At 65.7% G+C, this 12,118-nt stretch carries 11 protein-coding genes; 2 read left to right on the top strand and 9 right to left on the bottom strand.

Annotated elements, in window-relative coordinates; all coding sequences use genetic code 11:
* Positions 1 to 15 precede the first annotated feature (15 nt).
* From MRBLAR12_RS00915 to MRBLAR12_RS00940, 6 genes are all read right to left on the bottom strand, one after another.
* Positions 16 to 828 carry an MBL fold metallo-hydrolase gene (locus MRBLAR12_RS00915; protein WP_364742734.1) on the bottom strand — a complete coding sequence of 271 codons (813 nt, stop codon included), beginning with the start codon at positions 826 to 828 and terminating at the stop codon, positions 16 to 18.
* Positions 829 to 1,022: 194 nt separating this feature from the next.
* Positions 1,023 to 1,607 (bottom strand): HhH-GPD-type base excision DNA repair protein, encoded by a 585-nt coding sequence (locus MRBLAR12_RS00920; RefSeq protein WP_364742736.1) that lies wholly within the window; start codon positions 1,605 to 1,607, stop codon positions 1,023 to 1,025.
* A 105-nt stretch (positions 1,608 to 1,712) separates the two neighbouring features.
* Positions 1,713 to 3,035, bottom strand: a complete 1,323-nt coding sequence (locus MRBLAR12_RS00925) for an MFS transporter (protein ID WP_364742739.1) — start codon at positions 3,033 to 3,035, stop codon at positions 1,713 to 1,715.
* 99 nt (positions 3,036 to 3,134) lie between these two features.
* Entirely contained in the window at positions 3,135 to 4,544 is a 1,410-nt protein-coding gene (locus tag MRBLAR12_RS00930) for an MBL fold metallo-hydrolase (protein WP_364742742.1), read from the bottom strand.
* A gap of 130 nt (positions 4,545 to 4,674) precedes the next feature.
* Positions 4,675 to 5,433, bottom strand: a complete 759-nt coding sequence (locus tag MRBLAR12_RS00935; protein WP_364742745.1) for a sulfite exporter TauE/SafE family protein — start codon at positions 5,431 to 5,433, stop codon at positions 4,675 to 4,677.
* Positions 5,430 to 6,053 carry a rhodanese-like domain-containing protein gene (locus tag MRBLAR12_RS00940; protein ID WP_364742748.1) on the bottom strand — a complete coding sequence of 208 codons (624 nt, stop codon included), beginning with the start codon at positions 6,051 to 6,053 and terminating at the stop codon, positions 5,430 to 5,432. Before MRBLAR12_RS00940 ends, MRBLAR12_RS00935 begins: the two co-directional genes overlap by 4 nt.
* A 131-nt stretch (positions 6,054 to 6,184) precedes the next feature.
* Between MRBLAR12_RS00940 and MRBLAR12_RS00945 the strand changes: the two genes are divergently transcribed.
* The gene (locus MRBLAR12_RS00945) at positions 6,185 to 6,442 is read left to right on the top strand and encodes a metal-sensitive transcriptional regulator (protein ID WP_229993070.1); all 258 of its coding nucleotides are present in this window, start codon (positions 6,185 to 6,187) and stop codon (positions 6,440 to 6,442) included.
* A 159-nt stretch (positions 6,443 to 6,601) separates the two neighbouring features.
* Here MRBLAR12_RS00945 and ligD read toward each other — a convergent pair whose 3' ends face one another.
* From ligD to MRBLAR12_RS00960, 3 genes are all read right to left on the bottom strand, one after another.
* Positions 6,602 to 7,846: a non-homologous end-joining DNA ligase gene (gene ligD, locus MRBLAR12_RS00950; RefSeq protein ID WP_364742751.1), complete on the bottom strand. Its 1,245-nt coding sequence runs from the start codon at positions 7,844 to 7,846 to the stop codon at positions 6,602 to 6,604.
* A 189-nt stretch (positions 7,847 to 8,035) separates the two neighbouring features.
* On the bottom strand, positions 8,036 to 9,016 hold the full coding sequence (locus MRBLAR12_RS00955; protein ID WP_364742754.1) for a LacI family DNA-binding transcriptional regulator: 981 nt from the start codon (positions 9,014 to 9,016) through the stop codon (positions 8,036 to 8,038).
* A 199-nt stretch (positions 9,017 to 9,215) separates the two neighbouring features.
* Positions 9,216 to 10,664, bottom strand: a complete 1,449-nt coding sequence (locus MRBLAR12_RS00960; RefSeq protein ID WP_364742757.1) for a sugar porter family MFS transporter — start codon at positions 10,662 to 10,664, stop codon at positions 9,216 to 9,218.
* Between the two features lie 364 nt (positions 10,665 to 11,028).
* On the opposite strand from MRBLAR12_RS00960, the gene MRBLAR12_RS00965 reads away from it, so the two are divergent.
* Positions 11,029 to 12,072 (top strand): Gfo/Idh/MocA family protein, encoded by a 1,044-nt coding sequence (locus tag MRBLAR12_RS00965; RefSeq protein ID WP_229993066.1) that lies wholly within the window; start codon positions 11,029 to 11,031, stop codon positions 12,070 to 12,072.
* Positions 12,073 to 12,118 lie beyond the last annotated feature (46 nt).

Genomic DNA, 12,118 nt, shown 5'->3' on the forward strand with positions numbered 1-12,118 from the left:
CTGGAGGGGGACAACTCAGGTTAAATGGTCGAAGTCTCCTCGCGCCCAAGCAGCGTGCCGTTGGGCGGAATCGCGCAGAACGGCCTTGGCTCCGGATGCGATGACATTGTTGAAGTTGCCGTAGATCCGGTCGAACTTGAGCTCTCCCAGCTGCGCCGCGATTCGCAACGCCACCGCGCCGGATAGCGGCAAGCGATTCGGGTAGCTGCGCATAAAGGCTATTGAGCGACGGTCTGGATTCGGAAACACGCTGTCGCCGGTCAGCAGAACTCCTCTGCCGCCCGATCCTGCGGACCAGTGCACCACCGCGCTGCCCGGGAAGTGCCCCCCGGTCTGGTGCAGTGTCAACCCTTCCGCGATAGCTTGACAGCCGGACCAATATTCGATGATCGGATCGGTGCGACCCAGCCATCGCCGGTCTGCGTCCGCCACAAGTACGGGGACACCACCGAGCCGCTGCGACCATTCGACCTGCACACCAAACATGTGTGGATGGCTAGCGGCGATGGCCAGGACCGGGCCCCGCTCGAGGACTGCCTGCACAGCGCCGTCATCGACATATCCGACCGGATCCCACAGCAGCGAACCCTCGTGTGTCACCACAAGCTGAGCGGTCTGGCCGATCCCGACTTTTGGCTCCGTCGTGATCCCGATCAGTCCCGGCTCGTTCTCCTTCGACACTGTCTGCTGGCCCTCCTGCGCCAGCCCGTCCAGTGTGAGCCACTTTTGTCCGTCCTCGGGCACATACTGCCGCTCATCGGCGCAGATCGGGCAGACTCCGGGCGTAGGTTCGTCGCGTTCGACGGCGCAAGTTGCGCAGATCAGCATGGTCGGTCCCTTCTAAGCCCCTTGTGTCCTGCTTTCCCGGCCTTCTTCACCTTCGGACGCAGGCTGGCGTGCCCAGACTATGGCACGCGAAAGTGTTCTAGGAAGAGAGATCCTTGCGGTATCAATTGAGTTGGCGGGCCGCCGTTCTCGCTGGCCGGGCGGACGGGCGTGCGTGAAGCCGGCGGGCCGGGTTATCAGCGCTCGGATGTCTTCGCGGCTTTGATGGCGGCCTTGGCTGCCTGCTTGCTGGCGCGCACTTTTCTCAGCGACTCCGGGTCCACGATGTCGGCGACAGAAAGAAATGCGCTCTCCTGGCCATAGGGGTGGGCAGCCTCACGCCAGCCTGGTGCCTGGAGTGCGCACTGCTTGCCGAGCAGTGCGAGGAAGATCTTTGCCTTTTGCTCGCCGAAGCCGGGCAATCCCTTCAACCTGCGCAGCACTTCCTGGCCGTCAGGATCGTCCTGCTTCCAGATGGCAGTTGCGTCGCCATTCCAATCGCGCTCTACGGTTGCGGCGAGGTCCTGGACGCGGCTGGCCATGGAGCTAGGGAAGCGGTGGATGGACGGACGCTCCTTGAAGACCTCAACGAAGCCTGCCGGGTCATATTCGGCGATTGCGGCAGGGGCCATGGACCCGATGCGCGTCTGGATCTTTTCCGGTCCGGCGAACGCAGACTCCATGGTCACCTGCTGGTCAAGCAGCATGCCGATGAGGAGTGCGAACGCGTCATTGCTGAGCAGTTGGTCGGCGGCGGGGTCGCCAGTGATGTGCAGTTCCATGCGCCCATCCTCCCACCTGCTCCGAGCCGCGTCATGGCACCTCCAGGGGTTGACGACGGCGGGGAACCGCGCAGGAACCGCATCCTCGGAGCGTGCGTCTCGCGCTCAGATGCCGTCGGGCGGAACGCGTTCCCCCCGTTCACCCCGGAAAACCGCGTGGTCGGTGGTTCGCATCCGTACCGCCACGACGATTCCCGAGGCCGCCGTCAGGGCGGCGACGACGGCGACGGCTGCAGGGATGCCGTAGGCGTCGGCGACGCAGCCGGAGAGCACGGCGCCGACGGCGAACCCGCCGTCGCGCCACAGCCGGTATATGCCGACGGACCTGGCCCGCCATGCAGGGTGGGCGACGTCGCCGATCGCGGCTAGCAGCGTGGGGTAGACCATGGCAGTGCCGGCACCGAGCAGGACGACAGCGGCCAGCCAGATTCCGAAGTCGTTTCCGAATGCGACCATGGCCAGCGCTGCTGCCTGGACGAGCATGCCACCGGCGATCAGGGGCTTTCGCCCGATCCGGTCCGAGAGGGCGCCGGTGATCAGTTGGCCCGCGCCCCAGACGGCGGGATACACGGCCGCGAGGATGCCGATGCGTTCTATGCTGAGCCCGCCGGCGGCGAAGAGGACGGGGAACAATCCCCAGGCCAGGCCGTCGTTGAGGTTGTTCACCATGCCGGCCTGACTGACGGAGGACAGTGACTTGTCACGGAAGCTTGTCAGCGTAAAGACGTCACGGTTGCTCAGCCCGGCATGGCTTCCGGCGTGGACCGGGACGTGGACGGCGGCTTCGGCGTTGGCATGGTGGTGTGTCTCGCGGATGGTCAGGACGGACAGCCCGAGGCCGACGGCGATGAAGGCGGCGCCGAGCAGGAACGGCCCTGGACGCAGCCCGTAGGCGGAGGCGATATAGCCGGTGGCCAGGGCAGTGCCGGCGACGCCGAGGTAACCGGCTGCTTCGTTCAGGCCCATCGCCAGGCCCCGGCGTTCGGGGCCGACGAGATCCATCTTCATCATGACCGTGGTGGACCAAGTCAGGCCTTGGCTGATGCCCAGGACGACATTGGCCGCCACGATCCAGCCCCAGGAAGGCCCGAAGATCAACAGGAGGGGGACGGGGAGGGCGATGAGCCACCCCGCCACCAGGACCGGCCTGCGTCCATAGCGGTCCGAGAGGGTGCCGGCGAAGTAGTTGGTGGCGGCTTTGGCCAGCCCGAACGCCAGAATGTAGGTCAGCGCGGAGGTGTGCAGGTCCAGGTGGAAGACCTTTTCCGCGAGCAGCGGCAGGACGGTCCGTTCCTGGCCCAAGGCGCCGCCGACGAGGGCGTTGACCGCAACGAGGAGGATGAACTGGGCCAGGTTCTGCCGCAGGCCCAGCGTGATGCCATCCTGCCGTCCTGGATGCTGTGGTGAAGCGGTGATGCGGGACGTCATGAACGCGCTCCAGTTGCCGGGGTGGCAGCGTGGGCGGCGGCCGGGTGTCCCGTGCCGCCGCCCATGCTGTCCATCAATATTTTCGGATGCTGCCTGAAGTCAGTTGCTGGAGACGGACTGCCGTGACAGCTGCCAGGCCGTCCAGCCTGCGTAGCTGCCGTCGAGCTCGACGATGTCGTAGCCGGCGCGGCGCAGGGCGCTGGCCGCGACGGAGTTCCGGACCCCGCTCTGGCAGTAGGTCACGATGGTGCCCTCGGTGGGGAGCTCGTCCAGGTGCCACATGAGGCGGCCGCCGCTGAGCTGGTGGGATCCCGGGATGTGCCCGGCGGCGTGCTCGGTGCGGTTGCGGACATCAAGCACCAGGGCCGCATCGAAATCAGCGAGGTCCGCGGGCTGGATCAGCTTCGGAGTGGTCGTCGGCAGACCGTCGAGGCTGGTGACGTAGCCGGCGATGTTGTCGATGCCGACGCGGATCAGGTGGTCCCACACCTCCTGCGCGGCGTCCTGGTCCGGGGCCAGGAGTACCAAGGGGTTCTTGTCGGTTTCGGGGTTCACCACCCAGGCGCCATAGCTGGCCACAGACTTGCCGGCGGGAACGTTCAGGGAGCCGCTGACGGTGCCTTCGTGGACTTCGGTGTTGGAGCGGGTGTCGATGAAGGTCACCCTGTCCCCGGCGAGGTCCTTGGCGACGGCGGCGGTGTCCAGTTCCGGCAGGGGAGCGCGTTCGCCCATGACGGCCGGTCCTTCGCGGTTTTCGCGCTTCATCCGGCCGAAGTAGGCGTGGGCGTCAGGCTGACCGTCGAGGAGCTCGTCGACGAAGCCCTGCTCGTCATTGGCGGCCAGATAAGGTCCCCACCACGCGTAAAGGCGCTCATAACCGACGGTGGAGGAGGGAATGGCGCCGAGGGCCTTGCCGCAGGCGCTGCCCGCACCATGGGCAGGGTGGATCTGGACGTAGTCCGGCAGGATCAGGAACTTGTCCCGCAGGCTGGCGAAGAGCTGCCTGGCGCCTTCGAAGCGGGTGTCCACGCCGCCGGCTGCCTCGTCGAGCAGGTCCGGACGTCCAAGGTCACCCGAGAAGACGAAGTCGCCGGAGAGCAGGTAGCCGGGCTGGTCGCTGAACGCACCGTCGGTGACCAGGAAGGACAGATGTTCGGGGGTGTGGCCCGGAGTGTGGAGGGCCTGGATGGTGATGTTGCCCAGCGTGATCTTGTCGCCGTCGTAGAGCCGTCCGCCGTCGAATTCGTACTGCCAGTCCGGGCCGCCTTCACCTGAGACGTAAATCTTGGCGCCGGTGGCGGCGGCCAGTTCGCGGGTGCCGGAGAGGTAGTCGGCGTGGATGTGGGTCTCTGTGACGGCCACGATCTTCATGCCGTTCTTCCGGGCCAGCTCCTGGTACACCGCGATGTCGCGGCGGCCGTCCACAACAACGGCCTCACCCTTGGCCTGGCAGCCGATCAGGTAGCTCGCCTGGGCGAGGTCTTCATCGTAAATGCGTTCGATAAGCATTGGTGCTCTCCTTCGTAAAGGGGGTGGAGGGGAAATGGTGGCAGTGCTCTTGCCTCAAGGCTGGATACCACCGGGGTATCCACTACCGCGTGTGCGCCCGCGGCCCACAGCCATGGTTTCTCCTTGTCTGTCAGGCGGTGGCGGTGCTTGCCGTGACCCAGGCCGCGACGGCGAAGATGAGAACGGCAAACGACAGGCGGACGTGTTTGTCTTTCAGCCGGCGGGCGAAGCGGGCTGCGAAGAGTGAGCCGAGGACCGCCGGGACTGCGAAGGCCAGAATGGTTGGCCATTCGATGGTGAAGCCGGCGGCATGGGCGCCGAAGCCTGCGGCGGAATTGATCACGATAATGGCCAGGGACGAGCCGACGGCTTGTTTCGTGCGCAGTCCGAGGAACAGGGTGAGGGCCGGGGTGATCAGGAATCCGCCGCCCACGCCCAGCAGCCCGGTCAGGAAGCCCACCAGGAGCCCGACTCCCACGGCTTTGGGGGCGCAGGTGCGGAAGGCCCTGGTGGGCCCGGTGCTGCACGAGCCCTCGGATTCGGTGGTGCTGGTCAGCATGCGGATTCCGGCGATCACCATGATCGCTGCAAAGGCGAGCATCAGGATGTTCGGGTCCAAAAGGCGGCCCACCGCCGTTCCGCCCCAGGCCGCGGGCACGCCTGCGGCGCCGACGAGCAGTACCACGGGCCAGTTAATGCCCTCGCGAAGCCGCGGGAGCAGGGCCGCCAGTGACGAGACACCGACCACCAGCAGGGACGTGGGAATGGCCTGCGCGGGGCTCAGTCCCACTCCGTACACCAGGGCTGGGACAGCGATGATGGACCCACCGCCGCCCACGACGCCGAGCACGATCCCGACGAGCAGCCCCAGTGCCAGGGCCGGGATCATGCCGCGGGGGTCAGCCGCGCCGCGGCCAGGGGCAGCTGCAGGATCGCGGTTTCGCGGGTGGGCTCCTTGGCGGCCTTGTTCCACGGCATTGCCGACAGAGCCTGGCCCATGGCGCAGGTATTGGTGGCGGCCGAGAAGGTCAGGCCCGCGCCGATTGTGCCGGCGAGAATGCGGATCTTGGGCGAGATGAATTTTCCTCCGGCCAGTCCCAGGACCACGAGCGAGCCCGCGGCGAGGCGGACCTGGCGTTCCAGATCCCAGCGGTTCTTCCCGCGGACGACGTCGCCGCCGGCCGCGGCGAATGCCGGCACCCCTCCGCTGAGGACGTACGCCGTGTCGATTCCGGCTCCGCCGAGGCGCTGGCGCGCCTGCTCGGCGCGCGCGCCGGACTGGCAAACCAGGACCACCCTGCTGCCCAGCCGGGCGGCGAGTTCCTGGGTGTGCTCGGACAGCAGGGGCAGGGGGACGTTGTAGGAGCCGCGGATGTGAACGGACTCGAACTCTGCCGCGGAGCGTACATCGATGACGAGGAGGTCGTGGTGCTCGGCGATCCAGCTGCTCAGGATTTCCGGAGCCAGCGCCGTTACCGCCGGTGTTGCTGCGGGCGAAGGGGGTGTCATGGGTGTCCTTTCGAGACAAGCGGGAAAGCAAGGTGAATACCCCACCGAGTATTGCAGATACCCCCAGGGGTATGCAAAACACCCCCGGGGGTATAGGATTGGGTGCATCACCCTGTGGCTTGGAGACTCCCGTGCAACTCGATTCAACCGAACTGACCCCCGTAGTGAACCGGCTCAAGCGCGCCCAGGGCCAGCTCGCGGCCGTGACCCGCATGCTGGAGGAGGGCCGCGACTGCAAGGACATCGTCACCCAGCTCGCGGCCGTCTCGAAGGCACTCGACCGGGCGGGCTTCGCAATCATCGCCAGCGGCCTGGAGCAGTGCATCGTCAGGAAAGACGGAAGCATGGACACGAAGGACCTGGAAAAGCTCTTCCTCTCGCTCGCATAGGTCGCGTCGGGCCCCTGACCGCGACCCGGCGCGTGGGGGCCGTGGGCTATGACCTCACTTCGCCAATGATCGGGTCACCGGAACGCGACTCGCGAGACTGCACATGACCATCCGGGCACAGGTTGGCTCCTGGCGTGGCATGGCCAGCATCCTGTGGTGTCAGGCCCCAGGGCGCCCCGGCCACTCTTTGCCTGCCCATGGGTTGTAGTCAGCGATGAGCTCCTGCTGTGGCGGCCGCTCATTTTCGGGGACATGCTGCAGGTTCACCCGCACCCGGTACCAGAGGGAACTCGATCCGCGCATTCCGTCGACGAGTATGTCGGCGGGATGCAGGGCCGGGACGAGGTCCGCATGCCGGGTTTTCCATTCGTCGAGCGCCGCGAGCGCCTCGGGCTTGGTCTTGGTGCGTGCCACCTCGATAAGCGGCATCAGCGACTGCCTGCGGCCCACGCCGTCGCCGGCGCGCGGCGGTTTTTCTGCGGGGCCGAGCTCGGCAGCCAAAGTGATGAGTTTGTCGAGTGTCCCGGCCGCGTCGTCGATGCCGGAGTGGGGGTCGCCCATCACTGCGAAGCGCTCAAGCACCGTGGGCACCGTGAATTGTTCCGGCCGGGTGGAGGTCACCTCGTCCCACGTGAGCGGAGTCGAGACTCGGGCGTCGGGCAGGGGCCGGATCGAGTACGCCGATGCCACGGTGCGGTCCTTGGCGTTCTGATTGAAGTCGACGAACACACTCTCGCCGCGCTCCTCCTTCCACCACCGCGCGGTGGCGAGGCCCGGAGCTCGGTTCTCGACCTCGCGGGCGAGGGTCTCGGCGGCGAGCCGCACGTCGCGGTACGACCACTGGGGCGCGATGCGCACGAGGATGTGGAGTCCCCGCGAACCGCTCGTCTTCGGCCACCCCACCAGTCCGACGTCGTCGAGAACCTCCCGTGCGACATACGCGACATCAACGATCTGCTGCCAGTCGACCCCCGGCATCGGGTCGAGGTCGACCCGGAGTTCGTCGGGGTGCTCGAGGTCCTCGGCACGCACGGGGTGCGGGTTGAGGTCCAGGCATCCAAGATTCACCACCCACGCCAAGCCCGCAGCATCCCGGATGACGGCCTCTTCGGCTGACGTCCCGGACGCGTAGTGCAGCGTCGTCGTGTAGATGAAGTCGGGGTGGTTTTCAGGCACGCGCTTCTGGAAGAACGGCTCAGCGCCGATCCCCTTCGGGAAGCGTTTGAGCACCATGGGTCGTCCTCCGGCGCCCCGCAGCGCACCATCCGCGACGGCGAGGTAGTAGCGAACCAAGTCGAGCTTGGTCAGCCCGGGCTCGGGGAACACCATCTTGTCCGGACTCGAGATGCGAACCTCGTTACCGGCAATGTTGAGGATCTCGGCGGGGGTCTTCGACGAGTTCATTCCGCCACGCTAGCAATGATCAGATGTCCCAGCCAGATCCTGGAGCAATGGCCCTCTGAACAGATCCTGAACAGTTCCAGGGCACTCGGGCGTCCGGGGGGCGCGTAACCCGGGAATGCCAGGGAGGCAGGGAGCAGTCAGCTCCTACGGGGTGAGCTGCACGCTGCCTTGGGGTGGTGGCCGCGGGCGTTAGGCGCGGGAGGCGTGTGCGGTGCTGTTGCGAACGACGAGGCGCGGGGTCAGCACGTCGGTACGTGGCGGGAGGGAGCGGTCGGCGATGCGGGCGAGGAGAAACTCCGCGGCGCGGATGCCTACGTCCCGGCTGACGGGGTCGACTGTGGTGAGGGAGAGGTGCCGTATCCCGGCGAGATAGGTGTTGTCGTATCCAACGAGTGAAAGTTGTAAAGGAACGCTGATGCCGTGATCGTCGGCGGCCGAGAGCGCACCGACGGCAAGGATGTCGTTGGCGGCGAAGACCGCCGTGGGCGTCCGGCCGCCGTCGATAAGGCGGCGCATTGCCACAAAGCCGGAGTGTTCGCTCATGTCCGTGGGCTCCACCCGGATGTTGTCCTGCAGGCCGTGGCGGGTCATCGTGTCCCGGTAGGAGTCGGCCCGCACCCTAGCGGATCCGGTGGGGGCGGTGAGGAAGGCAATGTCTTTGTGGCCGAGGCCAATGAGGTGTTCGACGGCCATGCGGGCGCCGGCGGCGTCGTCGTTGGTGACACGGTCCGCTGCCGGCAGGTCGAAGGCGCGGGTGCCGGCGACGACGGCTGGGGTATGCAGTGTGGCACGGGTGAGATCTTCATCGGCGTTGAGATCCCCGGCGATGACGAGTCCGTCGACGCGCATTTCCATGAACGCGGACACCGGGCTTTCCCCAGGGCGGGCCAGATATTGGGAGTCGCCGAGGACCATCCTCAGCTTTTGCTCCCGGAAGATGCTCTGCATGCCGTCGAGCAGCTCCACGAACCACGGATTGGCAAGGTCATCCAGCAGCACTCCGACTGTTCGCGTGCGTCCGCTGGCAAGTGAGCGGGCCGCGTTGCTTGGCCGGTAGTCGAGTGCAGCCATGGCGATGGCGACGGCTTCTCTTTTTTGTTGACTTACCTTTGGCGAACCCTGGAGCACCAGGGACACCAGTGCCCGCGATACGCCGGCTTCCCGCGCCACATCCTCAATGGTGGCGCGCCTGGCCGCTCCATGTTGATTTAATGCATTCCCCGACAAGTGGCCTCCTGCCAGCTAGCGTATCGCGGGAAGGGCAACGGCTCCCGGCCGCCGCCCCCATGGGTGCGGGAACCGGCACCGCTGCTGCTGGGCCGCCGCGGCCGAGGACCGCGGCGGCCATGTGCCAGCCGGACCGGTGGGCTTACAGCGCTACGGCCTTCTCGCCGGGCGCCGCGGGGGGCGCGATGATCGGTATGCCTCCGGTGCGGAAGTGCACCTCCAACTCTTCCAGCGATTGTCCCTTTGTCTCCGGGACAAATTTCGCCACAAAGATCAGGGACAGGATGTTCACCAGCACGAACACGGTGAACGTGCCGGTTGAGCCCAGGGCGACGACCAGGATCGGGAACAGGAAAGAGATCGCCGCGTTCACGGTCCAGAGTGCGAACACCGCAATGCCCATGGCGAAGCCGCGGATTGCCAGCGGGAAAATTTCGGAAAGCAATAGCCACACGCAGGTTCCGATGAAGCACTGCACGAAGGCCACGAACAGCATCATCGCCGCCAGGATGGTGTAACTGACAAGGTCCGACTGGGGGAGCGTGAAAACGACGGCGAGCAGTGCCTGCGAAGCCACGACGCCGGAGAAGCCAATAACCAGCATGCGGCGACGCCCGATGAAGCCCAGCAGCCAGATGCCCAGGACGGTCATCAGCACCGACGTCACACCGACCGCGATGGTAGCTACGAGCGATGCGCTCACGCCGAGACCGCTGCGCTCGAGGATGGTGGGTGCGTAGTAGTTCACGGTATTGATGCCCGTTGCCTGCTGGGCCACGGCGAGCCCGATGCCAACCCAGAGGAGCCGACGCATCCAGGGATTGTTCTTCAGATCGCGCCAGGCACTGGAGCGCTCATTGCGGGCCATATTCGCGGACTCGACGATTTCCTTGTACTCGAAATCGGCTTCCTCCGGGCTGCGGCTGAGGTCGAGGATGCGCCGGCTGTCGTCGAACCTGTCACGGATAGCGAACCAGCGCGGCGATTCGGGCAGGACGAGCATTCCGATCAGGAGTGCAATGGCGGGGATGGAGGCAACGCCAAGCATGATGCGCCAGACCTCCGTGTCGTGGATGACGGCGTCGAGGAGGGCGTTGATGGCAAAAGCGAGCATCTGGCCGGTCACGATCATCAATTCATTGATCGTGACCATGCGTCCGCGCAGATGCGCCGGCGCCATTTCTGCAAGGTAGAGGGGGCACGTTACGGCGGCGGCACCGACTCCTAGGCCGAGGACGACGCGGGCCACCACCATGAATCCCACAGTCGGCGCGATGGCGCAGCCTATCGCTCCGAGAAGGAAAAGCAGCGCGCAGACAAGCAGCGTGCCGCGCCGTCCGAGCTTATCGGCGAGCCGGCCACCGCTTAGCGCTCCGACCGCGGCACCGGGAAACAGCAGTGCGCTGACGACAGTGGCCTCTTCTACGGGGCTCATGCTCAGGGAGTCCTGCATGTAGAGCAGCGCACCGGATATGACACCGGTGTCGTAGCCGAACAGGAGTCCGCCAAGTGTGGAGATGACAGTGAGACGCGCGAGATATCCGCGATGTTTTGAGCCCGATGCGGGCGAGCTTGCTGTGTGCAACGACATTGTTGACTTCCTCGATTCGGCCGACCTGAATGGCGGACTTTGAATTTGGAGAGCGTTCCCGGAGTGTGCTGGATCACGTGAACTCAACGTTAGAGCGCTCTAACGCAACCGTCAATAGTTTGTGCTGACATTCGATCAAAGTAGGAATAGGCGCGCCGCGATGGACGTCCCTGGTGCACGTGCAGGGCGAAGTGGCACGGCGCCGCGTGGGGAAGCGATGCCTGCGATGCAGCAGTTTCCTGGAACTTCGGGCGCCGCGGGGCTTGTCTGACGTGAATCGGACTTGTTATTATGTCAGGACAAAGTAGGCGAAGGAGACTACGCCTTTCGTGAAAATCGATATCGACACTAAGGCGGATCTAACATGACCGGTAACCGCTCGCTGCCAGCGTCCCGGGTTCCGGACCCCCGCGACGCGCCTCCGCTGCGCTGGGGGATCATGGGGCCGGGCTGGATTGCGGAACGCTTCACGGAATCCGTCCAGGCGCACACCTCGCAGGTGATTGCCGCGATCGGATCCCGCTCGCTGGACCGCTCCGAAATATTTGCCGGACGGCACAGCATCCCTGCAGCCTTTGGCAGCTATGAGGAGCTGGCGGCCGCCGACGTCGACATCATCTATGTGGCCACGCCGCACAATTTCCACTACCAGGCTGCCCTCGTCGCGCTCGACGCCGGCAAGCATGTCCTGATCGAGAAGCCGATCGGCATCAACCGCGAACAGGCGGCAGGCATCGCCAGCCGGGCAGCCGCGGCCGGCCTCTTCGCCGCCGAAGCCATGTGGACATTCTTCCTGCCCAAGTTCGACGTCATCCGGCAAGTGCTCGACACCGGAATTCTCGGGGACCTCACGACGGTCTTCGCTGAATACGGTGAGTATTTCGACCGCAGCCACCGGATTTTCGACCCGGCCCTGGCCGGCGGGCCTCTGCTGGATCTGGGAACCTATCCGCTTTCGCTCATCACGTCCATCCTCGGCGAACCGGACCGTCTCCTGGCGCTCGGTGAACCGCACGAATCCGGAGTCAATGCCCAGCTTTCAGCGGTGATGTCCTTTGCCGGCGGACGCCAGGCCGTGATGAACACGCAGCTGCACAATTTCACGCCGACGTCGGCCACCATCGTGGGCACGGAGGCTTCACTGACCATTGACGGTCCCTTCAACATGCCAGGCAACTTCAGCGTCCGCTTTCCGGACGGAACCCGGCTGGCTTATGAGGAGCCGGCCGGAGCGCACTTTGAGGGCCTGCACTACGAGGCCGCCGCCGTCGCCCGTGCCATTGTGGCAGGGCAGCTGGAAGTCCCGCAGCGGCCGCTGGCCGAATCCATCCGAACCATGGCAGTCGCCGATGCCATCAGGAACCAGCTCGGAATCGTTTTCCCCGGCGAACGGCCACGGGATCCATGAACCCGCGTGCAAGAGGCTGTTTCGAGGCTAACGCAGACGGCGAGGG

Source organism: Arthrobacter sp. LAR12-1-1.1, from assembly GCF_040676555.1.
Lineage (GTDB): Bacteria > Actinomycetota > Actinomycetes > Actinomycetales > Micrococcaceae > Arthrobacter.

Coding starts and splice junctions, on each gene's coding strand:
- MRBLAR12_RS00915 (WP_364742734.1), bottom strand. CDS start 828: ATGCTGATCTGCGCAACTTGCGCCGTCGAACGCGACGAACCTACGCCC.
- MRBLAR12_RS00965 (WP_229993066.1), top strand. CDS start 11,029: ATGACCGGTAACCGCTCGCTGCCAGCGTCCCGGGTTCCGGACCCCCGC.
- ligD (WP_364742751.1), bottom strand. CDS start 7,846: ATGAACTCGTCGAAGACCCCCGCCGAGATCCTCAACATTGCCGGTAAC.
- MRBLAR12_RS00925 (WP_364742739.1), bottom strand. CDS start 3,035: ATGACGTCCCGCATCACCGCTTCACCACAGCATCCAGGACGGCAGGAT.
- MRBLAR12_RS00935 (WP_364742745.1), bottom strand. CDS start 5,433: ATGATCCCGGCCCTGGCACTGGGGCTGCTCGTCGGGATCGTGCTCGGC.
- MRBLAR12_RS00930 (WP_364742742.1), bottom strand. CDS start 4,544: ATGCTTATCGAACGCATTTACGATGAAGACCTCGCCCAGGCGAGCTAC.
- MRBLAR12_RS00940 (WP_364742748.1), bottom strand. CDS start 6,053: ATGACACCCCCTTCGCCCGCAGCAACACCGGCGGTAACGGCGCTGGCT.
- MRBLAR12_RS00960 (WP_364742757.1), bottom strand. CDS start 10,664: ATGTCGTTGCACACAGCAAGCTCGCCCGCATCGGGCTCAAAACATCGC.
- MRBLAR12_RS00920 (WP_364742736.1), bottom strand. CDS start 1,607: ATGGAACTGCACATCACTGGCGACCCCGCCGCCGACCAACTGCTCAGC.